This window comes from Qipengyuania profundimaris (assembly GCF_030717945.1).
GTDB lineage: Bacteria > Pseudomonadota > Alphaproteobacteria > Sphingomonadales > Sphingomonadaceae > Qipengyuania > Qipengyuania profundimaris.
Genome location: NZ_JAVAIM010000001.1, coordinates 2,060,976 through 2,086,937, shown reverse-complemented (window position 1 = coordinate 2,086,937; position 25,962 = coordinate 2,060,976). Strand labels below are relative to the sequence as shown.

The following is a 25,962-nucleotide window of genomic DNA, read 5'->3' as shown; positions in this document are numbered from 1 at the left end:
CTCAGTTCACAGCGCGCAAGGCTTCCTCGACCGTCTCGTGATAACGTCTGATGCCGCCCTCCATCGTCCCCAGGGTGAGATGCGGGACCGCTCCCGTCGAAAGGCCCTGCTGGCCGAGTTCCGCGGCACGAAAATCTTCGCTCGCGAAGACGCCGCCATCGAGCAGCGCCCAGCTGCGCTCCCAGTGATCGCGGGCCTTGTCGGTGGCCGGATGCTCGGGGATGAGCATGAAATCTTCCACCAGCGTACGGTCGTGCGCCTGCGGCATCATCACCATCACGTTGATGTAATCGGGGCTGGGAATGATCAGCGCGCCCGGAAGCAGCTGGTAGGCGAAGGTGACGACACGGCGCAGCGCGGCCATGTCGGCAAGGTCGATGCCCTCCATCTCTTCCAGCCGCCCGACCGCGCTGCGCGAATGCGGTCCTATCATGTCGCCGCTGGTCGCGCCGTCCTTGAAGAACGGGCCGATGGTTTTCGCATGTAGGCGGGTGACGTGATAGCTTTCGAGGAAGGCATCCATGATGAGCTTCCAGTTTCCGGCGACCTCGTGAGTCTTGCGGCGGAAGAGCACGTGGTCGCCCATGCCGAGCGCATCGAAATCCTCGCCGAGCGTATTCGCTAATCCGAAGTCGGCCGTCTCCCCCTGTGGACAGAACCAGATCAGCCCACCGGTCTCGCGCGAGGGTAGCTCGACGAGTCCGTACTCGCCCTTTTCGAGGCCGGGGAAGGTATCGGGACGGGGCAGGGCGAGAAGCCGACCATCCACGGCATAAGTCCATGCATGATAGGGGCAGACGAGCTTCTTCGTGCACTGCACTTCCGCGCCTTCGACCAGCCGCGTGCCGCGATGACGGCAGACGTTGAGGAAGACATGGGCGTCGCCTTCGGCATCGCGGGTGATCAGCAACGGGCGCCCCGTTGCGTCATGTGGCACCGCCATGCCCGGATCGGGCAGCAGCGCCGAAGGGCACAGGATCTGCGGCATCCGGTCGTAGATCGCGGCCTTCTCGCGCGCCCAGTACTCGGGATCGGTATAGACGGAGGCAGGCACGGTGCTAGGCTCGGCAGCATCGCGTTTGCGGTCTTCGGCAATGTCTTTGGCTAGCGCCAGCATCCCGTCTGTGGGACGGCGTTCAGGCAGCGTCTTTGTCGGAACGTCCACTGTGCTGTTCCTTTCTCTCTCCAGCGGCTAGTGTCGCAAGAAATCACGATATTTGCAAAGGATGCCTGCGTATGGCCGAAGCCGCCGAGACCAAGAAGATTTCCGCATGGCGGGCGCTCGGCATGGCTCTGGGGGATCGCAAGACCGGCTTCATGCTGCTGTTCGGCTTTGCCAGCGGCCTGCCTTTTGCGCTGTTTCTTGGCACGCTGTTCGCTTGGTTGACGGAAGCGGAAGTCGATCTGGAAACGATGGGCATCTTCTCGCTGATCGGCCTCGCCTATGCATTCCAGTTCCTGTGGTCTCCGCTCATCGACAAGGTCAATATCCCCATGCTGCGCAAGCTCGGCAGGCGGAAGCAATGGATCGTGCCGATGCAACTGCTCCTGGGTGCGATTCTCATCACTATGAGCCTTCTGGAGCCACGCACGCAACTCGGCTGGTTTTCACTGCTCGCGGGGATCGGCGCCTTCGCCAGCGCGACGCAGGACATCGCGATCAATGCCTGGCGTATCGATGTGGCGGACGAACGTGCCACCATCGACATCCTCTCGACCGTTTATCAGATGGGCTACCGACTCTCTTCGCTCGTCGGGGGGGCGCTCGGGCTGATCATCGCAGCCCGTATTGGCTGGCCCCAGACCTATATGATGATGGGGGGTATTTTGCTGTTCGTGGGCTTTGTCGGCCTGTGGGCGCCCAATGCCTCCGGTGTCGCCGAAGAGAATCAGGGCGACGAACAGGTCCGCGCATTGCGAATGGCTGGCGAATTGAATCCGCACATCCGCAATCGCGCGCTCGCACTGGTCGGCTTGCTGTGGGCAGGTGCGATCGGCATCGTGCTCGCCTTCATGGTCATGTCCATGACCTATGCGCCGGAGGATCGGCCGAACCCGACGGAATTTACGGTCAACGTCGGTCCGTGGATCATCGTGGCTACGATCATCCTGCCCGCGCTGATCGCTGGCTGGCTCGCTTCACAGAAGAAGCAGGGCAAGCACCTGCTGCGCGAGGACGCGCCGCCGGTGAGCGGGGGCTCTTATGCGCTCGATCACCTCTATCGCGCGCTCGTGCTGCCGCTGGTCGAATTCGTCGGCCGGATGGGCTGGTCGCTGGTGCTGATCCTCGCGGTCGTTCTGACCTATCGCATCTGCGATGCCATCTGGGGGACCTTCGCCTACCCCTTCTACCTCGGCGAGCTCGAATATACGAACGACGATGTGGCCTTCGCCTCGAAATTCTTCGGCGTGGGCGCAATTATCGCAGGCCTAGCGCTGGGCGGGCTCATGCTGACGACCATCGGCCGCATGGCGACGCTGCTGATCGGCGGCATTCTCGCGGCGTTGACCAACCTGCTTTACGCCGACATGGCCATCGGGGGCGCGAATATGCAGGCGTTCAGCGATGCCGTTGGCTTCACCTATCTGATCGAACAGGTGCCCGGCATCGGCGATGCCGAACTTGCCAGACTGACCATCACCATCGCGTTCGAGAACCTAGCTATCGGGATTGCGGGGGCGGCCTATATCGCCTGGCTGTCCTCGATCGTATCGAAGAAGTTCAGCGCGGTGCAATACGCCCTACTGTCATCGCTTACCCTGTTGGTCGGCACGCTCGGCCGCGGTGCGCTGGGCGAAATGATCGAGAACCAGGGCTATTACGACGTTTTCATCCTGACCACCTGGATCGGTCTTGGGGCAGCAGTCCTCGTGTGCATCGAGTGGTGGCGCGAAAGCCGCTCGAAAGCGGCTGCGGGCATCGTTGCACCGGAGACTGGAGAAACCGTGCCAGCAGAGTAGCTTGTAAAGCTATAAAATCCGGGCCTTTTAAATTTGTGATAACCTTTTTCATTGTAGCCCTGTCGGCAATGGGGACGCAGCATAAAGAAACTACACAACCGAAAGAGCGCGACTTCTTGCGCCTGCCTCTCGGTGTACTCGGCTATCTCGAAACGCTCGAAGGCCGCAAGCGGGTGGAGATCGTCGATTTGTCGCAGGGCGGGGCGCACATCCTGCTGTTGGAGCACGATGAGCGGGCCGCGAGCGACATATCGGACTGCTTCCTCAAATGGTTGCAGTTCGACGCCTTCGGAACGGTGACCTGGAAAGACGGGCCGCGTATGGGCCTCGCCTTCGAGCAGCCTTTGCGCCCGGGGGTGATTAAGGAAACGAAAAAGCAGGCCCCCATCATGGTGCGCCGCGATTTCGACGAGCTACGCAATGTGGCGAAGCTCTGGTCGAATGGCGTGTTCCCGAGCACCTGAGTGCGGTTAGTCTGGTAGCTCGCCATTCAGCCTGAGCACTTCTCCTGCGAGATATAGCGAGCCAGCGATGAGCACTGGCAATGCGTCCATTGGCAATGCAGCCATGGCTTCCGGCAAATCGGTTGCAGCTCGGTCAGCCTGGCCGAACGCATCGGGTCCGTGGTGATCGTGCCCGGGCACAGGGACCGCCGTAAGGCTCGCGATCGAGCCTGCCAGTGGATCGATCAGCGCCTGCGGATCCTTCGCCTCCAACATGCCGAGGATGAGGTGGATGCGTTGGCCGCGAAAGTGTTCGGCCAGCATCTCACCGGCGGATCGATTATGGCCACCGTCGAGCCAGACTTCGCGATTGCCGACTAGCGCACCCTTCGACAGCCGGTGAAGGCGCGCAGGCCATTCGGTGCGGGCGAGGCCGCGTTCGATGGCTGCGTCGGAAACCGTCAACCTGTCTTGCGAGGCGAGCATAGCGACGGCAAGCGCGGCATTCCAATGCTGGTGGGCACCCGGCAAGCCGAGGTCCTTGCGGGAGAGGCGCTCGACCACCGATGGATCGATCTCCCGGCTGATTGCTCCGTTCTTCACGGCCACAGCTGCAATCGCGTAGCGAGCGATTTCGGGATAGGTCTCGCACAACGTCACCAGCGGCACGCCCCGCTTGGCAATTCCGGCCTTCTCGAAGGCGATGCGCGCGATGGGGTCCTCCGGGACGCCAGTATCTGGCGCGAGCAGGAAGCGTTCGTGGTCGATCCCCAGCGCGGTGATGCCGCAGGCGGCCAGTACGTCGGGCTCGAGCACATTGGTCGCGTCGAACCGGCCGCCGAGGCCGACCTCGACCACGCAAGCGTCGGCGGGCACGCGGGCGAACTCGGTGAAGGCGGCGGCGATGGTGACTTCGAAGAAACTCGGTGCGAGATCGGCACTGGCATCGAGGACCTCTTCAAGCACTGCGGCCAGCCGCTCGTCGGAGATCAGCTCGCCCGCGAGCCGAATGCGCTCGTTGTAGCGCACGAGATGCGGGCTGGTGGTGACGTGGACGCGGTAGCCTTCCGCCTCCAGCATTGCGCGCAGGAAGGCGCAGGTCGATCCCTTGCCGTTGGTCCCGGCGACATGGAAGGTCGGCGGCAGGCGCTTGTGCGGATCGCCGAGCCGCGCCAGCAACGAACGAATAGTGTCGAGGCCGAGCCGGCCCTGCGGCACGGAAAGCGCACCCAGCCGGTCGAGCTGGCGCTGGACATCGGGACTGTCGGAGCGGGCGAAGTCCCGCATGACGGAGCTCAGGCAGCCTCGGCAGGCGCCAGATAGTCGAGCAGCGTCGCCAGCGTGTCCTTCAGGTCGTGGCGATGCACGACCATGTCGACCATGCCGTGCTTGTGGAGGTACTCGGCGCGCTGGAAGCCGTCGGGCAGCTGCTCGCGGATCGTGTCCTGGATCACGCGCTGGCCCGCGAAGCCGATGAGGGCCCCGGGCTCTGCGATATGGACGTCGCCCAGCATGGCATAGCTGGCGGTCACGCCGCCGGTGGTCGGGTCGGTCAGCAGCACGATATAGGGCAGTCCCGCCTCTTTCAGGCGGCGCGTCATCACGGTCGCCTTGGGCATCTGCATCAAGCTGAGAATGCCTTCCTGCATGCGCGCGCCGCCCGCGGCGGTGACCACGATATAGGGCGCACGGCGGGTCAGCGCACGCTCGGCCCCCTGGCAGAACGCAGTGCCCACGGCCATGCCCATCGATCCGCCCATGAAGCCGAAATCCTGCACGCCGACGACGGCAGGCTTGCCCTCGATCGCGCCGGAGCCGACGATGAAGGCGTCCTTGTGCGGGCTCTTGGCGCGCGCCTTCTTCAGGCGGTCGGTATACTTCATCGAGTCGCGGAACTTGAGCGGGTCCTCCTTTACCTCGGGGACGGGAAGGACCTCATAGCCCTCGTCCAGCAGCTGCCGCAGGCGTTCGTCCGCGCCGATCCGGCCGTGATGGTCGCAGCGCGGGCAGACATAGGCGTTTTCTTCGTATTCCTGCGCGAAGACCATCTGCTGGCAGCTGGGGCACTTGACCCACAGATCCTTGTCGGTGGTGCGCTTGGAGAGCGAGGTGATCGAATTGCGGACGCGGGTGAACCAGTTCATGCGGAAGCCCTTGCCGCCGAATGGACGGCCTTGGCAAGCCCTGCGGTGAGCTCGCGCAGCCTGGCCGGGGCATCCGCGCCGTGCTCGGCAACCAGCTCGACCAGCGCCGAGCCGACCACAACGCCATCGGCCACGCGCGCGATCTCGCCTGCCTGTTCGGGCGTGCGCACGCCGAAGCCGACTGCGACGGGAATGTCGGTCGATCGCTTGATGCGGGTGACATTGGCCTCGATCGACTCGATCGCGGCCTGCTGCATGCCGGTGATGCCTGCGACCGCGACGTAATAGAGGAAGCCCTCGCTCCCTTCCACCACGGCGGGCAGGCGCTTGTCATCCGTGGTCGGCGTTGCGAGGCGGATCGGGGCGATGCCTGCCTCGCGCAGCTCCGGGCCGAGCGCGTCATCTTCTTCGGGCGGGATATCGACGCAGATGACGCCATCGACACCGGCATCACTCGCGGCGGAGGCGAACCACTCCGGCCCGCGCCGGATCATGGGATTGGCATAGCCCATCAGCACCAGCGGGACGTCGGGATGCCGTCCGCGAAACTCGGTCGCGATGCGCAGCACATCGGCGGTGGTCGTCCCTGCGCCGAGCGAGCGAATGTTGGCCTTCTGGATCGCAGGGCCATCGGCCATGGGATCGGTAAAGGGCATCCCCAGCTCGATCACATCCGCGCCGCCCTCTACCAGCGCGTCGAGATTGGCCGACGTGTCGCCATCGCCTGCGGTGAGGAAGCAGACGAGCGCGGGGTGCGTTTTGGCGAAGGCGGCGGAGAGGCGATTCGGCGTGGTCATAGGGTCAGGTTCGTTCATCTAACTCGGCGGAAGTCTGAGACATGGACCGCATGTTACACTGTCCAAGGGGGAAAAAGCGGGAGGTGGGCGAGCGGGGTGATTTCGGTTCGGCGGAGGAGAGAAAAGCGGCGCTTCATGCTCGTCTCATGGCACGGATATCAGGGTGTAGGACAGTTTTTCAATCTTCCGTCACCCCGGCCTCCGAGTCGAGGTCCGGTTTCTTAATGGCGGCGCGGGTAGAAGCGGGACCCCGGGGTCAAGTCGGAGATAACGAGGAGGATAGTGTGACATGGCAAAGTATTCAGAAAATCTAGCGAGCACCTTTTTTCATCCGCCGAAGAAGGAACCCGATGGCGACGAGAGAGGCGACGGCAATTAAGTTCCACGGGAATGGAAGAAGCCTTCGCCCCAAACGCGGGGTCAGGACCCCTTTCAGCCAATCGATGTCGAACACTAACGCGATTAAGTAGGCAGTGCCGAATGCAGCGATGAGAATTGCGAGCACCGACAGCATTATTCGAAATGAGCGAACGCTCAAATTTGGACTCCCAACCGCTCAGCCACGGTGAAGATGTCTTTATCCCCGCGTCCGCACAGGTTCGCGAGGATCACGCTGTCTTTCGGCATGTCCTTTGCGCGCTTGGCCACCGCAGCAATAGCATGGCTCGGCTCCAGCGCGGGAATGATCCCCTCGGTGCGGCAGAGGAGTTGGAAGGCCTCCAGCGCCTCCTCGTCGGTGATGGCGGTGTATTCGACGCGGCCCGTGTCTTTCAGCCAGGCGTGTTCGGGGCCGATGCCGGGATAGTCGAGGCCGGCGCTGATCGAGTGGCCTTCGGTGATCTGGCCGTCCTCGTCCTGCAGCAAATAGGTCTTGTTGCCGTGAAGCACGCCGGGGAAACCGCCGAGCAGGCTTGCCGCGTGTTCGTCGCCATCCAAGCCATGTCCTGCCGCCTCGACTCCTAGCATCTTGACGTCCGGATCGTCGAGGAAGGGGTGGAACAGGCCGAGTGCGTTGGAGCCGCCGCCGATGGCTGCGACCAGCAAATCGGGCAGGCGGCCGATGCGCTCCTGCATCTGCTGGCGCGCTTCCTTGCCGATCACGCTCTGGAAGTCGCGGACGAGCTCCGGATAGGGATGCGGGCCGGCGGCAGTACCGATGATGTAGAAGGTGTCGTGGACGTTCGCGACCCAGTCGCGCAGCCCTTCGTTCATCGCGTCCTTCAGCGTACCGCGACCGCTGGTGACCGGCACAACCTCGGCGCCGAGCAGCTTCATGCGGAAGACGTTGGGCGACTGGCGCCGCACGTCCTCCGCGCCCATGTAGATGACGCAGGGAAGGCCGAAACGCGCGCAGACGGTGGCGGTGGCGACGCCGTGCTGGCCCGCGCCGGTTTCCGCGATGATGCGCGTCTTGCCCATGCGGATCGCGAGCAGGATCTGCCCGATGCAATTATTGATCTTGTGCGCGCCGGTGTGATTGAGCTCGTCGCGCTTGAACCAGACCTGCGCGCCGCCAAGCGCCTCGGTCAGCCGTTCCGCGAAATAGAGCGGGGAGGGGCGGCCGACGTAATGTTCGAGAAGGTCGTCAAATTCAGCTTGGAATGCGGGATCGGCTTGGGCTGCGCGATATTCACGCTCGAGGTCGAGCACGAGCGGCATCAGCGTTTCGGCGACATAGCGGCCGCCGTAATTGCCGAAGTGGCCGCGATCGTCGGGTTGGTTGCGGAAAGAGTTTGGCTGGTCTGTCATATCTGGCGAGCCGCTTCGCAAAATGCCGCGATCTTGTCCACGTCCTTGACGCCCGGCGCGCATTCGACGCCGCTCGAGGTATCGACCAGCGGCGCGCCCGTTTCGGCGATCGCCTGTGCGACATTGGCAGGGGACAGGCCGCCCGCCAGACCCCAGCCGGTCTTGCCGCGCCAGCCGGAGAGGAGGGACCAGTCGAACCGCAGGCCCATGCCGCCGGGCAGGGCGGCGTCTTTCGGCGTCTTCGCATCGAACAGCAGCAGATCGGCGACGCCGCGATAAGCTTCGGCCTTCTGGACGTCAGTCTCCGTCGCGATCGGTAGGGCCTTCCATACCGGCAGCCCGAAGCGCTCTTTCACCTGCGCCACGCGTTCTGGTGTTTCTTCGCCATGCAATTGCACCGCATCGAGCCGACCCGCGCCGATCGCATCTCGCAGCAAACCGTCATCGGCATCGACGAACAGCCCGACCCTCCCGATTTTGCCGCCGCCGCGCGCCGCCAGCGCGGCGGCGGCATAGGTATCGACATGGCGCGGCGACGGCGGAAAGAATACGAGGCCGGCGAAGTCCGCCTCAGCCGCCACCGCCGCGTCCAGCGCCTCGGGCGTCGATATCCCGCAAATCTTGATCGCTGTCCGCATGGCTGGGCTAGAGCGTCGCTTCGATGTCGCGCGCGGCCTGCGCGGGATCGTCCGCGCGGCTGATCGGGCGGCCGATCACGAGCACGCTGGCGCCGTCGTCGCGCGCTTGCCGGGGTGTGACGACGCGCTTCTGGTCGCCCGCAGCGCTACCGGCGGGACGCAGGCCGGGGACGACGAAGAAGCCGTCCTTCCAACGGTCATGCACCGCCTTCACTTCCTGCCCCGAGCAGACGATCCCGTCGAGCCCGGAGTCATGCGCCAGTTCCGCCAGCCGCATTACGTGATCGTGCGCGCTGCCTTGGATGCCGGTGCGTTCGAGATCGCGGTCGTCCATGCTGGTGAGCATGGTCACGCCGACCACCTTGGTATGCTCGCCCGCAGCGGCCTTCGCATCCTCCAGCATGGCCCGCCCGCCGCTCGCGTGGACGGTGACGATGGAGGGTTCCAGCACGTGGATCGCCTGCATTGCGGCGGCGACGGTGTTGGGAATGTCGTAGAGCTTGAGGTCGAGGAAGATCGGCAGGCCGAGCTGGCCGATCATGTGCACCCCGTGTGCTCCGTGTGCGCAGAAGAATTCCAGCCCCAGCTTGATCCCGCCGACATGGCCCTTGACGGACTTCGCGAGGTCGATCCCTTCGCGCAGGCGCGGAACGTCGAGGGCGAGATAGACGGGATTGCTCATCGCGGGCTCTTGGGTTCCGGATCGACGGGATTGGCAGGTTCGGGCGGCAAGTCACTACGCGGTGATGCGGCGGGACTCGTGGCGGGAGCGGGGGCGTGACCGGTGGCGGGTGTCGCGGCGGGAGCATCGCTCTTCGGCGCGGCCATGCGCGTGGTCGCCGCTTCCAGAGCGTTGACGCGGCGCGTCATGCGCCATTTCGCGGTCCGGTGGATCAACCACATCGGAATGAGGCCGAGCAGGAAGGCGACGATCACCAGCGCCGGCAGCTTCGTTTCCAGCACGATGTTCGACCAGATCTGCACCTCCACCGGCTTCCAGTTGAAGAAGCTGAAGGCGAGCAAGGCGAAGAGCAGCAGGACCCAGACGATGGTGCGGACGATCTGCATTGTGGTTCGGCTCCCGATATATCCTTTGCTATAGTGCTAGGCTGCGAGAGCGCGCCCGTCCAGTGACAGGGTCAGCCGAACACCCGCGCGAAGATCGTGTCGACGTGCTTGAAGTGGTAGTCGAGATCGAAGCGGCCCTCGAGTTCCTCCTCGGACAGGGCGGCGGTCACTTCCTTGTCCTGCTTCAGCAGGTCGAGCAGCATCAGGCGGCCGTCCGATTCCCACACTTTCATCGCATTGCGCTGGACGAGGCGATAGGCGTCCTCGCGGCTCACGCCGTTTTGCGTGAGCGCGAGCAGGACGCGCTGCGAATGGATGAGGCCGCCCATGCGGTCCATATTCGCCTGCATTCGCTCGGGATAGACGAGCAGCTTGTCGACCACGCCGGTCAGGCGGGCGAGCGCGAAGTCGAGCGTGATCGTCGCGTCCGGGCCGATAAAGCGCTCCACCGACGAGTGCGAAATGTCGCGCTCGTGCCACAGCGCCACGTTTTCCAGCGCGGGCAGGGCGTAGGCGCGGATCATGCGCGCCTGGCCGGTGAGGTTCTCCGTCAGGATCGGGTTGCGCTTGTGCGGCATCGCGCTCGAACCCTTCTGGCCCTTCGAGAAGAACTCCTCGGCCTCGAGCACTTCGGTGCGCTGCAGGTGGCGCACTTCGACGGCCAGCCGCTCGATGCTCCCGGCGATGACGGCGAGGGTGGAGAAATACATCGCATGGCGATCGCGCGGGATGACCTGGGTGGAGACAGGCTCCGGCTTCAGGCCCAGCTTTTCGGCGACATACTCCTCGACGCTGGGATCGATGTTGGCGAAAGTGCCGACCGCGCCCGAAATGGCGCAGGTCGCGATTTCCTCGCGGGCGGCGAGCAGGCGGGTCTTGCAGCGATCGAACTCGGCATAGGCTTGCGCCAGCTTCAGGCCGAAGGTCACGGGCTCTGCATGGATGCCATGGCTGCGCCCGATGGTCGGCGTGAACTTGTGCTCTTCCGCACGGCGCTTGATGGCGGCCAGCAGGTCGTCGAGATCGGCGAGCAGGATGTCGGTGGCGCGCGCCAGCTGCACCGCCAGCGTGGTGTCGAGCACGTCGCTGCTGGTCATGCCCTGGTGCATGAAGCGCGCTTCCTCGCCGACGTTTTCGGCCACCCATGTGAGGAAGGCGATCACGTCGTGCTTGGTCACGGCCTCGATCGCATCGATCGCTTCGACATCGATCTTCGGATCGGTCGCCCACCAGTCCCACAGCGCCTTCGCCGCGCTCTTCGGGACGACGCCCAACTCGCCCAGCTTTTCCGTCGCATGCGCCTCGATCTCGAACCAGATGCGATATTTCGCCTCCGGCTCCCACAGGGCGGTCATGTCGGGGCGGGCGTAACGGGGGACCATGGCGGTAAGGCTCCGGTTTGGAATGGCGGGAGAATACGCCGCAGCCGCTAGGCGCGGAGGTAGTATTGCGCAAGGGTGCGAAGCGATACGTAGTGGCGAACGAGCTCTTACTGGGTCAGATCAGCCCTTTGGCGCGCAGCGAGACATGGCCGCTGCGCCCGACGATCACGTGGTCGTGCACCGTTACGCCGAGCAAGCGGCCCGCTTCGGCGATCCGCTGGGTGATCTGGATGTCGGCGCGGCTCGGTTCCGGATTCCCGCTCGGGTGGTTGTGCACCAGGATCAGCGCGGTTGCGCCGATGTCGAAGGCCTTGCGGATAACCTCGCGCGGATGGATCGCGGCCTCGTCGATCGAGCCGTCGCCCACGTGATGGTCGAGGATAAGGCGGTTCTGCGTGTTGAGATAAAGCACGCGCACGCGCTCCACCGTGAGATGCGCCATGTCCACCGCGAGATAGTCGAGCAGCGCCTGCCAGCTGCCCAGCACTGGCTTGTTCTCGACTTCGCCGCGCGTCATGCGGCGGGCGGCCAGAGCGACCGAGTGGAGCGCCGCCGCGCTGGTTTCGCCCATACCCTTGACCTGCTTCAGCGCGCCCAGCTCGGCGTTGAGAACGGCGGAGAACGAGCCGAAATGCGCGATCAGGCGCTTGGCGAGCGGCTTGGTATCGCCCTGGCGGAAGGCAGCGAAGAGGAGATACTCAAGCAGCTCGTAATCGGCGAGGGCTTCGGCACCGCCGGTCAGCATCCGCTGGCGCAGCCGCTTACGATGGCCGGACCCGGCGTGGCTCGCCGCTGATTTACTATTCTCCGGCAAGCGTAACCCCGTCACTTCGATTCAATTACTTGCATTGCCTTTGGCGCGGCTTGCGCGCAAGTGTGCCGCAATGGCAAGCGCTGGCATCGATGACTCGGGCGAGGAAGGGGCGCAGCCTGCCCGATCGCGTCCGCGCTGGCGCAAGAAACGCTGGATGGTGCCTGCGACGCTGGCGCTGCTCGCCGTCGCCGCGCTGCTGGTCGCGTGGTTCAGCCGCTACAGCATCGCCGAGGATTTCGTCGCCGACCAGCTGGCGGCCAACGGGCTCGAAGCGACCTATGAAATCGAGCGGGTCGGCGGGCGCACGCAGATAATTTCAAACCTCGTGGTCGGCGATCCGGACGCGCCGGATTTGACTGTCGAGCGGGTCGTGGTTCGCCTGCGCCACCGCCTCGGCCTGCCGGAGATCGCTTCGGTCAGGCTCGTTCGCCCGCGTCTGTTCGGAACTTATCGCGATGGCGAGCTGAGTTTCGGTGCGCTCGACCCGGCGATCTTTCGCGAAAGCGACGAGCCGCCCGGACTGCCGGCCCTGAATGTGACTGTCGAGGACGGGCGAGGGCGGCTGGAAACCGATTACGGCCTTGTCGGCCTCAAGGTCGAAGGGGCTGGTGAGCTGGACGATGGGTTTGACGGAATCATTGCCGCGAGTGCGCCCGAACTTGCATTCGGCAGCTGCGCCGCGACCGGTGCCACGGCCTTTGGCGATGTGACGACCGACGGCGGCCAGCCACGCTTCAGTGGGCCGGTGCGCTTCGGTCGGCTGGCATGCGAGGATAACGGGTTGGCCCTCGCGGATTACGACTTCGAACTCGATGCCTCGCTGGACGGAGAACTTTCCGGCGCGAAACTGGCAGCACGTATCGAAGGCGGAGCGACGCGCCTCGCCGACTATACTGCGGATGGTGTCACGGGGACGGTGCGCGCCAGCGTCCCGGGGGAGACAGTGGCGGTCCGCTATGCGCTGGTCGGCCGCGGGGTCGAAAGCCCGCAGGCGCTCGCGGCGATCCTGTCGCTCGAGGGGCAAGGACGCCTGCGCTCCGATTTCGAGCGTGTTCAGCTCGAGGGTCGTCTCGAAGGCAATGGCCTGCGCCCGGGCGCGCAGATGCTGTCGTCCTTCCAGTCGCTGGCCGAGGTGGGTGGCGGGACACTTTTGGAGCCGATCGTCCGCCAGATCGCGGGAGCGCTTCAGACAAAGGCCAGGGGCAGCGCGCTGGAAGCCGATTTCCGCTTCCGCCGCAACGGTGAGAATCTCGCACTGATCCTGCCATCCGCGCAGCTTTCGAGCGGTAGCGGCGAGCGCGTCGTCTCGCTTTCGCGCTTCGAATACGGCGTCGAGGGCGATGGCGCTCCGCGTTTGTCAGGCAACATCGCGACCGGCGGCACAGGCATGCCGCGGATCAACGGACGGATGGAGCAATCGGCGCGAGGCGCTTCGGTCTTCCGCCTGTCCATGCAGCGTTACGCGGCCGGGAACTCGGCTTTGGCAATCCCGCAGCTGAACGTGTTCCAGGCCCCCGATGGCGTCGTCCGCTTCGCCGGACGAGTCGAGGCGTCTGGCCCGCTCCCGGGCGGAGCGACCGAGAACCTGCGCATCCCCGTCGACGGGCGCTGGCAATCCGGCGGATCGCTGGCGCTGTGGAGCAGCTGCACGCCGATCGCTTTCGACCGGCTCGAACTCGCCGACCTCCGCTTCGAGCGGAAGGGACTGACCATCTGCCCGGCGAGCGGCCGATCCATCGTGTCGAGCGGCCCCGGAGGATTGCGGGTCGCGGCGGGCACGAGCGCTCTCGACCTCGAAGGCTTCCTCGGCGAAACCCCGATCCGCATCGCCAGCGGGCCGGTCGGGCTGGCCTATCCCGGCGTCATGACGGCAAGCGCACTCGACATATCGCTCGGCCCGGCGGACACGGCGAGCCGCTTCCGCATCAGCGATCTCACCGCGCGCTTCGGCAGGGATATCGCCGGGACCTTCGACGACGCCGAAGTCACGCTGGCCTCCGTTCCGCTCGATATCAGGAATACCAGCGGCAATTGGTCCTTTGCCAATGGCGCGCTTGCTATCTCGGACGGCGTCTTCCGTCTGTTCGACCGGCAGGCCGATGCCCGTTTCGAGCCGCTCGACGCCCGCGACGCTCGCCTGACGCTCGTCGACAATGTGATCGACGCGAATGCCGTGCTGCGTCATCCGGGAAGCGACCGGGTGGTGACCGAAGTCGATATTCGCCACGATCTGTCGACCGGAGCGGGCTATGCCGACCTCGATATTCCGGGCGTCCTGTTCGACGGGCAATTGCAGCCGGACGAGCTATCACGGCTCGCCCTGGGCGTCGTAGCCAATGCCGATGGTATCGTAACTGGCGCGGGCCGGATCGACTGGTCCCCCGATGGCGACGTTACTAGCACCGGCAGCTTCTCCACCGAGGACCTCGATTTCGCAGCCGCCTTCGGGCCGGTGACCGGCGCCAGCGGGACGATCCGGTTCACCGATCTCCTCGGCCTGACCACCGCGCCCAACCAACGGCTGCGCGTCGCGGCGGTCAATCCTGGCATCGAAGTGCTCGACGGCGAGGTCGAATTCGAACTGCGTAATGGCGAGGTGCTGGCGGTGGCAGGGGGCAGCTGGCCCTTCATGGGCGGCCAGCTCTACTTGCGCGATGTCGACTTCAACATCGGGGCAAGCGAGGAGCGGCGCTACATCTTCGAGATCGTCGGCCTCGAAGCCGCGCAATTCGTGGCGCAGATGGAGCTGGAAAACCTCTCCGCGACGGGCAAGTTCGACGGCACCGTTCCCATCGTCTTCGACGCCAACGGCAATGGGCGGATCGATACAGGCGTGCTCATCTCCCGCGAGCCCGGCGGCAATATCTCCTATGTCGGCGAGCTGACCTACGAAGACCTATCGCCGATCGCCAACTTCGCCTTCGATGCGTTGAAAAGCCTCGATTATCGCCAGATGCGCGTGGTGATGGAAGGGCCGCTGACGGGCGAAATCGTCACGCGGGTGCGCTTCGATGGCGTGAGCCAGGGCGAGGGTGCCTCCTCCAATTTCATCACCAAGCGCCTCGCCGCGCTGCCGCTGCAGTTCCGGATCAATATCCGAGCGCAATTCTACCAGCTGCTCACCAGCATGAAGGCGCTCTACGATCCGTCTGCCGTGCGCGATCCGCGCGAGCTGGGCCTGCTCTCCGACGACGGCGAGCGCCTCTTGCGACGCAGCATCACCGGCGAGGAAGCCGAACCCGATATCGACCCGGCGGACCTCGTCCCCGATGAACCCACCATTCAGCAGCAGGAAAGCGAATGAGCGCTATGACAAACGGCAAATTGACGGACCGCGCGCGCGCTGCGACAAGCCTTGCCATGCAGGGGGATTGCAAAGCACGCAGGTTCGCACGGATGGCGGCGGTAGCGCTCGTTCCGCTCGGTCTGGCCGGATGCATCACGGTGAATGCGCCCGAAGAGCCGATCGTGATCGAGCTCAATGTCAACATCCGGCAGGAAGTGATTTATCGCCTGGCGGAAGACGCGGGCAATACGATCGAAGAGAATGCGGATATTTTCTGATGGGTGACATGATGACCAAGCGAATTTCCAAGGGCCTGCTGGCAGGCGTCGCGATCGCGACCGCCATCGGCGGTTTCGCGACCCCGGCCTTCGCCCAGCGCGATCCCGCCTATGCCGCAGCGCGTTCCGCCGGGCAGGTGGGCGAGAAGATGGACGGCTACCTCGGCATCGTCGGTGCGAGCACGCCGGAACTCCAGCGCCTCGTCAACGACATCAACATCAAGCGCCGCGCGGTTTACGCCGAGCGCGCAAAGGCGACCAATGCGACGCTGGAAGAGTATGCACTGACCGCCGGCTGCCAGGCGATCCTCGCGACTGCACCGGGCGAGAAGTATCAGGCGCCTAGCGGTAGCTGGGAAACCCGCACGAGCGCACCACCCATGCGGGACGCGCGTTGTCCTTGATGGCGGCCGTATACTAGGTGGTCGGGCCGCCGCGATATTTCATCTTAGCTTACGGGCTCAGCTGGCTCTATGTCGCTCTGCTATTTGGCGCGCTTCTTTTTGATCCTGAGCTTAGCTATGCATCTCACTACAGCGCGACGCCGACGCGGAATGCGATGTTCGGCCTTTGCCTCTATCTGGCAGCCCCCTTCTTGAGATCCGCCGATCGATGGTTGGCTATCGCAATAACGTCGTCGGTTATTGGTTTTCTTTTTGTAGATGCTTTGCTCGTTGCCTTGACCCAAGCCTATATCGGCGACCCTCTTTGGGGAAAAACGCCCTGGTCTTGGGAGGACTTGCTAAACCTGCCCTTCATCGCGCTGTACGGCTTCATCGCTTGGTTCGCATGGACCCATCGGCGGGAAGATTGGCGTTGGGTCTGGAGAAGCGAGAAGAGGGACTGAATAACACCCTCTTCATGTTGACTCCCCAATGCCCCCCTTCTAAGGGGGCGGCGCCCTCGGCGGGCAAGTCCGTGCCCGTGCCGCGCAACCCCCTTCAAAGGAGCCTGGCATGAGCGACGACAAGCCTGCACGAGAGACCATCGAGGAGGATGCGCGGATCGACGCGCTGGAACAGCGGCTCAATGCCGCCCAGCAGCGCGAAAATCAGCGTAACCAGCCGAAAATGTCAGGTGCGGATGCGAATTATCGCTCCGGCAACCGGGTATTGGCTGACCTTCTGGGCGGTATTCTCGGCGGCGCGGTGATCGGGTGGACCGTAGACTGGTTTGCCGGCACATCGCCCTGGGGTCTGTTGGTGGGATTGTTCCTCGGGATAATCGTGGCCTTCAGGAACATTATCCGCGCGGCAAACAAGCGCCCCGATGAATGATCCCGCAAGCGGGATTTCGGGGCGCTGTTCATAGGACTTGAGGACACTTAGACGTGGCAGCCGAACAGGCCAAAGTCGATCCGATGAAGCAGTTCGCGATCGAACCGATCGCGGGCACGCAGGGCTGGGAACTCGCCGGCTTCAACATCGCCTTCACCAACAGCGCGATGTGGATGCTGGTCACCGTCGTGGTGCTGTTCCTCTTCGTGCTCGGCGGCATGAAGCGCGAGCTGGTGCCCGGTCGCTGGCAGATGATGGTGGAAACCTTCACCGGCTTCATCGACAACATGCTGGAAGCGAACATCGGCAAGGAAGGGCGCAAGTACGTGCCCTATGTCTTCAGCCTGTTCATGTTCATCCTGGTCGCGAACCTGCTGGGCCTTCTCCCGCTCGGCATCGTCGGCATTCATCCGTTCACCTTCACCAGCCATTTCACCGTCACCGGTGTGCTGGCGATCATCAGCTTCTCGATCGTCCTGTTGGTCGGCTTCTGGAAGCACGGGCTGCATTTCTTCAGCCTGTTCGTGCCGCACGGCACGCCGCTGCCGATGGTCCCGGTGATCGCGCCGATCGAGTTCATTTCCTTCATGGTGCGCCCCTTCAGCCTCGCGCTGCGTCTGTTCGTCGCCATGATGGCGGGTCACGTGCTGCTGAAAGTGCTGTCGAGCTTCGTGATCGACGGCACCAATGCGGGCCTCGGCTTCGGCGCCCTCGTCGGCCTGCCGAGCTTCATCCTGATGATCGGCATCAGCGCCCTCGAAATTCTGGTCGCAGGCATCCAGGCATATGTCTTCGCCCTGCTGACCTCGCTCTACATCAACGATGCAGAGCATCTTCACTAAGTCTTCAACGCAATTATCTGTTTTCCCAAAGGAGTTTGTCATGGAATTTGAAGCTGCCAAGATGGTCGGTGCCGGTCTCGCTGCAATCGGTGCCGGCATGGCCGCCATCGGTGTGGGTAACGTCTTCGGTTCGTTCCTCGAAAGCGCGCTGCGCAATCCCGGCGCTGCCGACGGCCAGCAGGGCCGCCTGTTCATCGGCTTCGCCGCTGCCGAGCTTCTCGGCCTGCTGTCGTTCGTCGTTGCCATGATCCTAATCTTCGTCGCCTAAGACGAAACGGATCGATCCGGCCGGTCGGCGCAAGAGCACCGACCGGCCGCATGATTTCTTGCGGTCCCGCTAATCGAGAGCTGACATGCCACAGATAGCACAGCTTGCCGAAACATGGTCCAGCCAGGTCTTCTGGCTGCTGATCTTCTTCGGCATTACCTTCTTCGTCATCGGCCGGGGCATGGTGCCCAAGGTGATGGACACGGTTGCCCAGCGCGACTCGCAGATCTCGGGCGACCTGGCTGCTGCCAAGGCCGCGCGCGACGCGGCCGACGCCGAGGAAGAAGCCTGGCGGGTCAAGGAAAACGAAAACCGTGCTGCGGCGCAGGCGATCGTTGCCAAAGCCAAGGACGAGGCGGCCGCCAAGTCCGAAAGTCGGCTGAAAGCTGCGCAGACCCGGCTCGACAAGAAGCTGGCCGATGCCGAAACCCGCATCGCCGAAGCGCGCACTGCCGCGCTGACGGAAGTGGAATCGGTTGCGGTCGAAGCGGCGCAGGACATCGTCGCCACCCTTGCGGGCGTGAAGGTAACCAAGCCGACCGCTGCCAAGGCCGTGAAGGAGGCCATGACCCATGGCTAACACTCCCCAGCCGCTGACCACGGGCGAGCCCGAAGCGGTCGTCGAAGTCGATGCGGGTGCTGCCAAGCATTCCGAACCCTCGCTGTGGGGCCTTGAGCCCTATCAGTGGGTCTCGATCTCGATGCTGGTCCTGATCCTGATCGCCCTGTTCGGCGCCAAGGTGCACAAGACCATCGCGGGCGGCCTCGACGGCAAGATCGCCGCGATCAAGGAACAGCTCGACGAAGCCAAGCAGCTTCGCGCCGAAGCCGAGGCGCTGCGCGACGAATATGCCGCCAAGATCGCCAGCGCCGAGAAGGATGCAGAGGCCATGCTGGAAAATGCCCAGCACGAAGCCGATGCTCTGCTCGTTAAAGCCGAGGAAGACAGCAAGGCGATGGTCGAGCGCCGCAAGCGCATGGCCGAAGACAAGATCGCCGCTGCCGAGCGCGAGGCGGTCGAGGACGTCCGCAACCGTGCGGTGACTGCCGCCACGCAGGCGAGCCGCAAGCTGATCGCCGAGAAGCACGACGCCGAAGCCGATCGCGCGCTGGCCGACAAGGTGATCGCGGGGATCTGATCGCCCCGTCGCAATACTGACTTTCGAGAGGGCGGTCCCGCGGGGCCGCCCTTTCTGATTCCGCTCAGGGTTCGAGCACGACTTTCCCGATGATCTCGCCTCGCTGCATGGCCTCGAATGCCTTGCGCCAATCCTCCAAGGGCAGGGTCCGGTCGATATGCGGGGTGATTGCGCCGGCGCTGGCGAGCCGGTCGACCTCCGCGGCAATGCGCTGGGCGCGGTCGGGGAAGCGTCGCGCGTATTCCCCGGCGCGGGCTCCGACGACGGAGAAGCCCTTCATCAGCGGAATGTTGACCGCGATTTCGGGAATGCGACCTGATACGAAGCCGATCACAAGCAGCTTGCCGCCGAAGGTGACGCATCGCGTGCTCTCGTCGAACACATCGCCGCCGACGGGATCGTAAACGAGGTCGCACAGCCGCCCGTCGGTCAATTTGGCGACCTGTTCGCGGAACCGGCCGGTGTTGAGGATCACAGCCTCGGGCTGCACAATGCGCTCGAGCGGTTCGATCTTGTCCTCGCGGTGGGTTGCAGCAATCACCCGTGCACCGAGCGCCTTCGCAAGATCGCAGGCCGCAAGGCCCACTCCACCGCTCGCACCGTGAACCAGGACCGATTGTCCGGCCTCCAGACCGCCCAATTCAACCAGCGCGACATAAGCGGTGTGATAAGCCGCGCCCATCGCCGCAGCTTGGCCGAAATCCAGCCCCTCGGGCACGGCTCGCAGCGATTTGGCGGGAAGGGCGACATAGTCGGCGAAGGCGCCCGTCTTCGCGCCGCCCATCACCCGGTCGCCGACCGCGAACCCGCTGTCCGGGCCAGCCTCGACGATCTCGCCTGCCATTTCGAGGCCGGACACGAACGGAAGCTCTGGTTTGAACTGGTACTTGCCCTGCGTCATTAGCAGGTCGGGATAGTTGAGCGAGGCCGCACGCACGCGGACCAGAACCTCGCCGGGCTGAGGTGAGGGCCGCTCCCGCTCCACCAGCGCGACGCCGGACAGGTCGTCGAACAGCGCGCTGACTTCGAGCGCCCGCATCGTCTTAGAAACTGTCCTTCGCCGCGCGCAGGGCCGCAAAGGTTTCTGCCGGACTGCTGCCGCCCCAGCGGTCGCGCATGGCGCGGTCGTCGGCGCGCAGGAAAGGGTTGGTCTCCAGCTCGCGCGAAAGCACCGTCGGCACGGTCGGCTCGTCCTTGGCGCGCTTTTCCTCGACCTGCGCGGCGTAGAGCCGCAATTCGGCATTGTCGGGATCGGCATGCAGCGCGAACTTGGCATTCGCTGCGGTGTATTCGTGCGCACAATAGAGCTGGGTGTTCTCCGGTAGCTGCCTGATCCGGTCTAGGCTGTTCCAGAACTGCTCCGCATCGCCTTCGAACATGCGTCCGCATCCCAGCGCGAACACGCTGTCGCCGACGAAGGCCATGTCGGCATCGGCAAGGTGATAGGCGATGTGGCCGTTCGTGTGGCCCGACACGTCGATCACGCGCGCAGTCCATTCGCCCAGCGAGACGCTGTCGCCATTGCCGACCACGCGGTCGATCGGGCTGAGCTTGTCGACCTCCTGCGGGGCGATAACCGTCGCGCCTGTCGCCTCGACGATGCCCTTGTTTCCGCCCGCATGGTCCGGATGCCAATGCGTGTTCCAGATCTGCGTAATCCGCCAGCCTTTGGCCTCGGCCTGTTTCAGATACTCCTCGCCATCGGGCGTATCGATCGCAGCGGTCTCTCCGCTGTCGGGATCGTGGAGGAGGAAGCCGTAATTGTCGGACAGGCACGGGAACTGGTGAACTTGCAGCATGGCCGGGAGTGTAGGACGCCCGGCCCAACTAGGAAAGGCCCGCCTGCTCAGATGAGCAAGCGGGCCTTCCTGATTACCCTGAGATGGGAAGGAAGAGCTTAGTCTTCCTTCTTCTTCAGCGCTTCGCCGAGGATGTCGCCGAGCGATGCCCCCGAATCCGACGAACCGAACTGGGCAACCGCTTCCTTCTCTTCGGCGATCTGACGCGCCTTGATGGAGAAGTTGGGCTTCTTCGAGCGGTCGAAACCGGTGACCATAGCGTCGACCTTGTTGCCGACCTGGAAGCGGTCGGGACGCTGCTCGTCGCGGTCGCGGCCGAGGTCGCTGCGCTTGATGAAGCCGGTCGCGCCGTCTTCGCCGACCTGCACCTCGAGGCCGCCATCGCGGACTTCGAGAACGGTGACGGTGACGGTTTCGCCCCTGCGGAGGCTGCCCGAAGCGCCGGCTTCGGTCGGCGCACCCTTTTCGAGCTGCTTCATGCCGAGGCTGATGCGCTCCTTGTCGGTGTCGACGTCGAGCACGACGGCTTCGACCTGCTCGCCCTTGCGGTGCAGGGCGAGGGCGTCTTCACCCGAAATGCCCCAGGCGATGTCCGACATATGGACCATGCCGTCGACGTCGCCGTCGAGGCCGATGAAGAGGCCGAATTCGGTGGCGTTCTTGACTTCGCCTTCGACCTTCGAGCCGACCGGGTGCTTGTCTGCGAATTCTTCCCACGGATTGCGCTGGGCCTGCTTGAGGCCGAGCGAAATGCGGCGCTTCTCGCTGTCCACTTCGAGGACCATGACTTCGACTTCCTGCGAGGTCGAGACGATCTTGCCCGGGTGGACGTTCTTCTTGGTCCAGCTCATTTCCGAGACGTGGACCAGGCCTTCGATGCCCGGCTCGATTTCGACGAATGCGCCGTATTCGGTGATGTTGGTCACGGTGCCCGTCAGCTTCATACCGACCGGGTACTTGGCCGAAACGCCATCCCACGGATCCGATTCCAGCTGCTTCATGCCGAGGCTGATGCGCTGGGTGTCTTCGTTGATGCGGATGATCTGCACGGTCACGGTCTGGCCGATCTCGATCATTTCGCTGGGGTGGTTGACGCGCTTGTAGCTCATGTCGGTGACATGCAGCAGGCCGTCGATACCGCCGAGGTCCACGAAGGCGCCGTAATCGGTGATGTTCTTCACCACGCCGTCGATCACTTCGTTCTCGCTCAGCTTGTCGATCAGCTCGCTGCGCTGTTCGGCGCGGGTCTCTTCCAGAACCGCACGGCGCGAGACGACGATGTTACCGCGACGGCGGTCCATCTTGAGTATCTGGAAGGGCTGGGCCATGTCCATCAGCGGGGTGACGTCGCGCACGGGGCGGATGTCCACCTGGCTGCCGGGCAGGAAGGCCACGGCGCCGTCGAGGTCGACGGTGAAGCCACCCTTGACGCGGCCGAAGATGCGGCCTTCGACACGCTTGCCTTCGCCGAACTCGCTTTCCAGCTTGTCCCAGGCGGCTTCGCGGCGGGCGCGGTCGCGCGACAGCATGGCTTCGCCGTCGGCGTTTTCGACGCGGTCGACATAGACTTCGACTTCGTCACCGGTCTTGGGCGCTTCGTCGCCTTCGCCGCGCATGAATTCCTTGAGGTCGACGCGGCCTTCGCTCTTCAGGCCGACATCGATGAGGGCGAAACCGTTCTCTACGGAAGTGACGGTGCCCTTGACGACACGGCCTTCGAAACCGCCTTCGTCAGCGCCGCCGAGCTGCTCGTTGAGCATCGCTTCGAAATCGGCGCGGGTGGGATTGGCTGCAGTTGCCATATGTGAGTAGTCCTGACGTTCGTTTTGCTACCGGCCACCGGTTTTCCCGGGGTCTTTCTCCGTCTGCCTGCGCACCATCGCGCGGGCCGTACGGGGCAAGAGGGCCGTGTTCTCCGCGAGGCCGGATGCCGCCGCGAAGGTCCGTTCGATCCATTTGATGTTCTGGACGGGCGCGCGCTTAGGCGAAAGGGGCGTAAAAGGCAAGCGAATTGCAGGGGCGCCGCTCCTACACATGGACCGCATGGACCACTGTCCTGGCGGGAAAAAGTCCGGGCGCGAAAATGCGCCATCGGTGCGACAGTTTTTCTGGACTTCGGACGGCGTGACGATGGCATCGGCCAAGTCCTGCCACGACGCATCGCCCGTAGGAAAGCGGCTATCGCTCCGCCGCGCTCGTGACCGCCTCGATCGCGGCTTCGATCGCTTCGTCCTTACCGAAATTGGTCGTGTCGAAGATCAGCGCATCGGCGGCCGGCTTGAGCGGTGCGTCGGCGCGGTTCATGTCGCGCGCGTCGCGCTGGGCGATGTCGGCGGTAATGTCTTCCAGCGTCACTGCGCGGCCCTGCGAGCGCATCTCCGCGAAGCGGCGCTGGGCACGCGCGGCGACGCTGGCAGTGACGAACAGCTTTACGTCCGCCTCCGGCGCGATGACCGTGCCGATGTCGCGCCCGTCGAGCACCGCGCCGCCGTCCTGCTCGGCAAAGGCGCGCTGGCGCTCATACAGGGATTTGCGAACGGCGGGGTGGACCGAGACCTTGCTCGCGAGCGCACCGACGGCCTCGCTGCGCAGTTCGGGGTCGTCGAGCAGGCTGTCGGGGAAAGCGCAGGCGGCCAGCGCATCGGCCAGCGAGTTCGGCTCGCCACCGTCCTGCGCGCATTGGTAGCCGACCGCGCGGTAGAGCAGGCCGGTGTCGAGATGCGGCAGGCCGAAGTGCGCGGCGAGCGCCTTGGCGATGGTGCCCTTGCCCGAGGCGGTCGGGCCGTCGACGGCGATGATCACGCTTCGCGCTCCTGCCCCTTGCGGCCCGTGCGGGCGGCCTTGGTAATACCGACCAGCGCGATGGCGGCCCAGAAGCCTTCGAGCACCAGGCTCGGCCAGTTGGTGTGCACCAGCAGTGAAATGGTGAGCAAGCCTGCCCCGGCAAGGTTGGTGCCGTGCAGGACGAAGGCGTTCGGCGCGTCCTTCAGCGTGAGATAGGCGTAGGCGCCGATGATGCACGCGGTGCCGAGGAAGCCGATGAGGGAGTAGATGTCGAGGTCGATCACGCTGCAGACTCCGCGAGCAGGTCCATGAAGTTCGGGAAGCTGGTCGCAATCGGTTCGGTGCTGTCGATTTCGACGCCAGTTGCGCTGAAGAGGCCAGCGACTGCCATGCTCATGGCGATACGATGATCGAGATGAGTGGTCACGGGGCCGCCGTCGGGAAGAGGCTCGCCGCCGCTCCCCTTGATCAGCAGGCCGTCTCCACGCTCCTCCAGATCCGCGCCGGCGTTTGCCAGGGCCGCCGCCATTGCGGAGAGCCGATCGCTTTCCTTGACGCGTAATTCTTCGAGGCCGCTCGTGACGGTCGTGCCTTCCGCCAGCGCGGCGGCAACGAACAGTACCGGAAATTCGTCGATCATGCTCGGGGCGATGGCCGGGTCGACCTCGACACCTTTCAGCCTCGCATGGCGCACCCGCAGGTCCGCGACCGGTTCGCCGCCGACTTCGCGTTCGTCGAGATAGTCGATACTCGCGCCCATCTGCTCCAACACGCGGAAGATGCCGTTGCGGGTCGGGTTGAGGCCCACGTTCTCGATGACGAGGTCGCTGCCCGGAACGATGCTGGCGGCAACTGCGAAGAACGCGGCGGATGACGGATCGCCCGGGACGACGATGTCGCAGGGCGTCATGTCGACGGGACCGGTTACCGAGATGCGCCTCTCGCCGTCCACATCCTCCACCTGCACATCGACCCCGAAGCCGCGCAGCATGCGCTCGGTATGGTCGCGCGTCGGGACCGGTTCGATCACTGTGGTCGTACCGGGCGTGTTGAGACCCGCCAGCAGCACCGCACTTTTCACCTGCGCGCTGGCGACCGGCAGGCGATACTCGATCGGGACGGCGGGCTGAATGCCCTCCATCATCAGCGGCAACGTACCGCCGGGCGAGGGCGTGAAGCTCGCGCCCATCAGCGAGAGCGGGTCGATAACCCGGCCCATAGGGCGCTTCGAGAGGCTGCCGTCGCCGGTGAAGGCTGCGGTAACCCCGTGGCTCGCCACGAGGCCCATCAGCAGCCGCGTCGAGGTGCCCGAGTTGCCCATGTCCAGCGCCTGTTCGGGCTGGAGCAGCGTGCCGACGCCGACGCCGTCGACGACCCAGTCCTCGCCATCACGCTCGATTACAGCGCCCATCGCGCGTAGCGCGGCGGCGGTGGCGAGCACGTCTTCGCCCTCCAGCAGGCCGGAGATGCGGCTGCGCCCGACGGCCAGTGCGCCGAACATCAGCGCGCGGTGGCTGATCGATTTGTCGCCCGGCACGCGGATGCGGCCGGTCAGCGGGCCCGAGGGCATGAAGCGGTAGGCGGTCACGAATGCGTATCCATATGAAGGCGGCGCTTTGACAGCGCATACCTGTTCTGGCAAGGCGCGCGCGCTGTTGATTCCTGCCCAGCAGGTACCCATCAATACATATACGAATTCACGGCCCCCCGCGCAGCGGCGAGGGGGCGGCAATCCAAGGATTACACATGGTCAAACCTGAATGGGGCACCAAGCGGACCTGCCCGAATTGCGGTACCCGCTTCTACGATCTGAACAAGGACGATCCCGTCACGTGCATCGAATGCGGTGAAGAGTGGACGCCCGAGCCCGTGCTCAAGTCCAAGCAGCCGATCCTCGCCGAGGAAGAGAAGAAGGACAAGAAGGGCGAGGCCGACAGCGATCTGGGCGGCGACGATGACGATGACGATCTGGACATCGACATCGACGAGGACGACGATTCGCCCGACAACGAAGTCGACCTCGGCGGCGACGACGATCTCGGCGTCGAAACGAAGTCCAAGGGCGACGACGACGACGCCGACGAAAGCTGAATTAGCTGTTGCAATGCGGGGAGCCTCTTTATAAAGGGCGCTTCCCGCAAGGGTGACATGCCTCCCAGGGCATGTCTTTCGAAATGGCTCGGGGCCTTAGCTCAGCTGGGAGAGCGCTACAATGGCATTGTAGAGGTCAGCGGTTCGATCCCGCTAGGCTCCACCATTTCACCGTCTGTTGGCCCGTAGTGGCCTACAAACG

At 64.4% G+C, this 25,962-nt stretch carries 28 protein-coding genes and 1 tRNA gene; 13 read left to right on the top strand and 16 right to left on the bottom strand.

The genetic code is table 11. The features are described 5' to 3' along the window. Position 1: 1 nt before the first annotated feature. Positions 2-1,165: an aromatic ring-hydroxylating oxygenase subunit alpha gene (locus Q9K02_RS10280; protein ID WP_305932811.1), complete on the bottom strand. Its 1,164-nt coding sequence runs from the start codon at positions 1,163-1,165 to the stop codon at positions 2-4. A 71-nt stretch (positions 1,166-1,236) separates the two neighbouring features. Between Q9K02_RS10280 and Q9K02_RS10275 the strand changes: the two genes are divergently transcribed. Both Q9K02_RS10275 and Q9K02_RS10270 read left to right on the top strand, forming a co-directional pair. Then, complete coding sequence (locus Q9K02_RS10275; protein WP_305932810.1) at positions 1,237-2,961, top strand: MFS transporter; 1,725 nt, start codon at positions 1,237-1,239, stop codon at positions 2,959-2,961. A 68-nt stretch (positions 2,962-3,029) separates the two neighbouring features. Beyond that, positions 3,030-3,425, top strand: a complete 396-nt coding sequence (locus Q9K02_RS10270; RefSeq protein WP_305932809.1) for a hypothetical protein — start codon at positions 3,030-3,032, stop codon at positions 3,423-3,425. 6 nt (positions 3,426-3,431) lie between these two features. Here Q9K02_RS10270 and Q9K02_RS10265 read toward each other — a convergent pair whose 3' ends face one another. The 9 genes from Q9K02_RS10265 to radC form a co-directional block, all read right to left on the bottom strand. Beyond that, on the bottom strand, positions 3,432-4,691 hold the full coding sequence (locus Q9K02_RS10265) for a bifunctional folylpolyglutamate synthase/dihydrofolate synthase (RefSeq protein WP_305932808.1): 1,260 nt from the start codon (positions 4,689-4,691) through the stop codon (positions 3,432-3,434). Positions 4,692-4,699: 8 nt separating this feature from the next. Beyond that, positions 4,700-5,548 (bottom strand): acetyl-CoA carboxylase, carboxyltransferase subunit beta, encoded by an 849-nt coding sequence (gene accD, locus Q9K02_RS10260; protein WP_305932807.1) that lies wholly within the window; start codon positions 5,546-5,548, stop codon positions 4,700-4,702. Further along, complete coding sequence (trpA, locus tag Q9K02_RS10255; RefSeq protein WP_305932806.1) at positions 5,545-6,345, bottom strand: tryptophan synthase subunit alpha; 801 nt, start codon at positions 6,343-6,345, stop codon at positions 5,545-5,547. Before trpA ends, accD begins: the two co-directional genes overlap by 4 nt. Positions 6,346-6,879: 534 nt before the next feature. Continuing rightward, positions 6,880-8,094 (bottom strand): tryptophan synthase subunit beta, encoded by a 1,215-nt coding sequence (gene trpB / locus Q9K02_RS10250; RefSeq protein WP_305932805.1) that lies wholly within the window; start codon positions 8,092-8,094, stop codon positions 6,880-6,882. Further along, positions 8,091-8,732: a phosphoribosylanthranilate isomerase gene (locus Q9K02_RS10245; protein ID WP_305932804.1), complete on the bottom strand. Its 642-nt coding sequence runs from the start codon at positions 8,730-8,732 to the stop codon at positions 8,091-8,093. The genes trpB and Q9K02_RS10245 overlap by 4 nt, the downstream gene beginning before the upstream one ends. 7 nt (positions 8,733-8,739) lie before the next feature. Continuing rightward, positions 8,740-9,414 carry an orotidine-5'-phosphate decarboxylase gene (gene pyrF, locus Q9K02_RS10240; RefSeq protein WP_305932803.1) on the bottom strand — a complete coding sequence of 225 codons (675 nt, stop codon included), beginning with the start codon at positions 9,412-9,414 and terminating at the stop codon, positions 8,740-8,742. Next, positions 9,411-9,800, bottom strand: a complete 390-nt coding sequence (locus Q9K02_RS10235) for a hypothetical protein (protein WP_305932802.1) — start codon at positions 9,798-9,800, stop codon at positions 9,411-9,413. Before Q9K02_RS10235 ends, pyrF begins: the two co-directional genes overlap by 4 nt. A 71-nt stretch (positions 9,801-9,871) precedes the next feature. Continuing rightward, complete coding sequence (gene purB / locus Q9K02_RS10230; RefSeq protein WP_305932801.1) at positions 9,872-11,182, bottom strand: adenylosuccinate lyase; 1,311 nt, start codon at positions 11,180-11,182, stop codon at positions 9,872-9,874. Between the two features lie 115 nt (positions 11,183-11,297). Continuing rightward, the gene (radC, locus tag Q9K02_RS10225) at positions 11,298-11,996 is read right to left on the bottom strand and encodes a RadC family protein (RefSeq protein ID WP_305932800.1); all 699 of its coding nucleotides are present in this window, start codon (positions 11,994-11,996) and stop codon (positions 11,298-11,300) included. Positions 11,997-12,066: 70 nt separating this feature from the next. Between radC and Q9K02_RS10220 the strand changes: the two genes are divergently transcribed. The 9 genes from Q9K02_RS10220 to Q9K02_RS10180 all read left to right on the top strand — a co-directional run bounded on the left by Q9K02_RS10220 (position 12,067) and on the right by Q9K02_RS10180 (position 19,086). Next, positions 12,067-15,300, top strand: a complete 3,234-nt coding sequence (locus Q9K02_RS10220) for an intermembrane phospholipid transport protein YdbH family protein (protein WP_305932799.1) — start codon at positions 12,067-12,069, stop codon at positions 15,298-15,300. Next, on the top strand, positions 15,297-15,560 hold the full coding sequence (locus Q9K02_RS14530) for a YnbE family lipoprotein (RefSeq protein ID WP_340310117.1): 264 nt from the start codon (positions 15,297-15,299) through the stop codon (positions 15,558-15,560). Before Q9K02_RS10220 ends, Q9K02_RS14530 begins: the two co-directional genes overlap by 4 nt. After that, the gene (locus Q9K02_RS10210; RefSeq protein ID WP_305932798.1) at positions 15,560-15,964 is read left to right on the top strand and encodes a YdbL family probable chaperone protein; all 405 of its coding nucleotides are present in this window, start codon (positions 15,560-15,562) and stop codon (positions 15,962-15,964) included. Before Q9K02_RS14530 ends, Q9K02_RS10210 begins: the two co-directional genes overlap by 1 nt. 17 nt (positions 15,965-15,981) lie before the next feature. Next, positions 15,982-16,407 (top strand): hypothetical protein, encoded by a 426-nt coding sequence (locus tag Q9K02_RS10205; RefSeq protein ID WP_305932797.1) that lies wholly within the window; start codon positions 15,982-15,984, stop codon positions 16,405-16,407. A gap of 109 nt (positions 16,408-16,516) precedes the next feature. Beyond that, positions 16,517-16,837, top strand: coding sequence for an AtpZ/AtpI family protein (locus Q9K02_RS10200; RefSeq protein ID WP_278328421.1), 321 nt, complete (start codon positions 16,517-16,519; stop codon positions 16,835-16,837). Between the two features lie 53 nt (positions 16,838-16,890). Further along, entirely contained in the window at positions 16,891-17,679 is a 789-nt protein-coding gene (locus Q9K02_RS10195; protein WP_278328422.1) for a F0F1 ATP synthase subunit A, read from the top strand. 40 nt (positions 17,680-17,719) lie between these two features. Continuing rightward, positions 17,720-17,947, top strand: coding sequence for a F0F1 ATP synthase subunit C (locus Q9K02_RS10190; RefSeq protein WP_305932796.1), 228 nt, complete (start codon positions 17,720-17,722; stop codon positions 17,945-17,947). 85 nt (positions 17,948-18,032) lie between these two features. After that, complete coding sequence (locus Q9K02_RS10185) at positions 18,033-18,527, top strand: F0F1 ATP synthase subunit B family protein (RefSeq protein WP_305932795.1); 495 nt, start codon at positions 18,033-18,035, stop codon at positions 18,525-18,527. Beyond that, on the top strand, positions 18,520-19,086 hold the full coding sequence (locus Q9K02_RS10180) for a F0F1 ATP synthase subunit B family protein (RefSeq protein WP_278328424.1): 567 nt from the start codon (positions 18,520-18,522) through the stop codon (positions 19,084-19,086). The genes Q9K02_RS10185 and Q9K02_RS10180 overlap by 8 nt, the downstream gene beginning before the upstream one ends. Before the next feature lie 64 nt (positions 19,087-19,150). Here the strand turns inward: Q9K02_RS10180 and Q9K02_RS10175 are convergent, their stop codons facing one another. The 6 genes from Q9K02_RS10175 to aroA all read right to left on the bottom strand — a co-directional run bounded on the left by Q9K02_RS10175 (position 19,151) and on the right by aroA (position 25,239). After that, entirely contained in the window at positions 19,151-20,125 is a 975-nt protein-coding gene (locus Q9K02_RS10175; RefSeq protein WP_305932794.1) for an NADPH:quinone oxidoreductase family protein, read from the bottom strand. A 4-nt stretch (positions 20,126-20,129) separates the two neighbouring features. Then, positions 20,130-20,885, bottom strand: coding sequence for a hydroxyacylglutathione hydrolase (gene gloB / locus Q9K02_RS10170; RefSeq protein ID WP_305932793.1), 756 nt, complete (start codon positions 20,883-20,885; stop codon positions 20,130-20,132). Between the two features lie 98 nt (positions 20,886-20,983). Beyond that, on the bottom strand, positions 20,984-22,687 hold the full coding sequence (gene rpsA, locus Q9K02_RS10165) for a 30S ribosomal protein S1 (protein WP_305932792.1): 1,704 nt from the start codon (positions 22,685-22,687) through the stop codon (positions 20,984-20,986). Positions 22,688-23,063: 376 nt separating this feature from the next. After that, entirely contained in the window at positions 23,064-23,687 is a 624-nt protein-coding gene (locus Q9K02_RS10160; RefSeq protein ID WP_305932791.1) for a (d)CMP kinase, read from the bottom strand. Next, the gene (locus Q9K02_RS10155) at positions 23,684-23,953 is read right to left on the bottom strand and encodes a CBU_0592 family membrane protein (RefSeq protein WP_305932790.1); all 270 of its coding nucleotides are present in this window, start codon (positions 23,951-23,953) and stop codon (positions 23,684-23,686) included. The genes Q9K02_RS10160 and Q9K02_RS10155 overlap by 4 nt, the downstream gene beginning before the upstream one ends. After that, positions 23,950-25,239: a 3-phosphoshikimate 1-carboxyvinyltransferase gene (gene aroA, locus Q9K02_RS10150; protein WP_305933497.1), complete on the bottom strand. Its 1,290-nt coding sequence runs from the start codon at positions 25,237-25,239 to the stop codon at positions 23,950-23,952. Before aroA ends, Q9K02_RS10155 begins: the two co-directional genes overlap by 4 nt. A 176-nt stretch (positions 25,240-25,415) precedes the next feature. Here aroA and Q9K02_RS10145 point away from each other — a divergent pair, with 176 nt between their 5' ends. Beyond that, the gene (locus tag Q9K02_RS10145) at positions 25,416-25,760 is read left to right on the top strand and encodes a TIGR02300 family protein (protein ID WP_067689751.1); all 345 of its coding nucleotides are present in this window, start codon (positions 25,416-25,418) and stop codon (positions 25,758-25,760) included. A gap of 90 nt (positions 25,761-25,850) precedes the next feature. Beyond that, positions 25,851-25,926 (top strand) — tRNA-Ala (locus Q9K02_RS10140). Positions 25,927-25,962: the final 36 nt, after the last annotated feature.

Excerpts from the sequence above, each read along its gene's own strand:
- Q9K02_RS10275 (WP_305932810.1), top strand. The coding sequence starts at position 1,237 with ATGGCCGAAGCCGCCGAGACCAAGAAGATTTCCGCATGGCGGGCGCTC.
- Q9K02_RS10270 (WP_305932809.1), top strand. The coding sequence starts at position 3,030 with ATGGGGACGCAGCATAAAGAAACTACACAACCGAAAGAGCGCGACTTC.
- Q9K02_RS10265 (WP_305932808.1), bottom strand. The coding sequence starts at position 4,691 with ATGCGGGACTTCGCCCGCTCCGACAGTCCCGATGTCCAGCGCCAGCTC.
- accD (WP_305932807.1), bottom strand. The coding sequence starts at position 5,548 with ATGAACTGGTTCACCCGCGTCCGCAATTCGATCACCTCGCTCTCCAAG.
- trpA (WP_305932806.1), bottom strand. The coding sequence starts at position 6,345 with ATGACCACGCCGAATCGCCTCTCCGCCGCCTTCGCCAAAACGCACCCC.
- trpB (WP_305932805.1), bottom strand. The coding sequence starts at position 8,094 with ATGACAGACCAGCCAAACTCTTTCCGCAACCAACCCGACGATCGCGGC.
- Q9K02_RS10245 (WP_305932804.1), bottom strand. The coding sequence starts at position 8,732 with ATGCGGACAGCGATCAAGATTTGCGGGATATCGACGCCCGAGGCGCTG.
- pyrF (WP_305932803.1), bottom strand. The coding sequence starts at position 9,414 with ATGAGCAATCCCGTCTATCTCGCCCTCGACGTTCCGCGCCTGCGCGAA.
- Q9K02_RS10235 (WP_305932802.1), bottom strand. The coding sequence starts at position 9,800 with ATGCAGATCGTCCGCACCATCGTCTGGGTCCTGCTGCTCTTCGCCTTG.
- purB (WP_305932801.1), bottom strand. The coding sequence starts at position 11,182 with ATGGTCCCCCGTTACGCCCGCCCCGACATGACCGCCCTGTGGGAGCCG.
- Q9K02_RS10220 (WP_305932799.1), top strand. The coding sequence starts at position 12,067 with ATGGCAAGCGCTGGCATCGATGACTCGGGCGAGGAAGGGGCGCAGCCT.
- Q9K02_RS14530 (WP_340310117.1), top strand. The coding sequence starts at position 15,297 with ATGAGCGCTATGACAAACGGCAAATTGACGGACCGCGCGCGCGCTGCG.
- Q9K02_RS10210 (WP_305932798.1), top strand. The coding sequence starts at position 15,560 with ATGGGTGACATGATGACCAAGCGAATTTCCAAGGGCCTGCTGGCAGGC.
- Q9K02_RS10200 (WP_278328421.1), top strand. The coding sequence starts at position 16,517 with ATGAGCGACGACAAGCCTGCACGAGAGACCATCGAGGAGGATGCGCGG.
- Q9K02_RS10190 (WP_305932796.1), top strand. The coding sequence starts at position 17,720 with ATGGAATTTGAAGCTGCCAAGATGGTCGGTGCCGGTCTCGCTGCAATC.
- Q9K02_RS10185 (WP_305932795.1), top strand. The coding sequence starts at position 18,033 with ATGCCACAGATAGCACAGCTTGCCGAAACATGGTCCAGCCAGGTCTTC.
- Q9K02_RS10180 (WP_278328424.1), top strand. The coding sequence starts at position 18,520 with ATGGCTAACACTCCCCAGCCGCTGACCACGGGCGAGCCCGAAGCGGTC.
- Q9K02_RS10175 (WP_305932794.1), bottom strand. The coding sequence starts at position 20,125 with ATGCGGGCGCTCGAAGTCAGCGCGCTGTTCGACGACCTGTCCGGCGTC.
- gloB (WP_305932793.1), bottom strand. The coding sequence starts at position 20,885 with ATGCTGCAAGTTCACCAGTTCCCGTGCCTGTCCGACAATTACGGCTTC.
- rpsA (WP_305932792.1), bottom strand. The coding sequence starts at position 22,687 with ATGGCAACTGCAGCCAATCCCACCCGCGCCGATTTCGAAGCGATGCTC.
- aroA (WP_305933497.1), bottom strand. The coding sequence starts at position 25,239 with ATGCCCTCGGGCCCGCTGACCGGCCGCATCCGCGTGCCGGGCGACAAA.
- Q9K02_RS10145 (WP_067689751.1), top strand. The coding sequence starts at position 25,416 with ATGGTCAAACCTGAATGGGGCACCAAGCGGACCTGCCCGAATTGCGGT.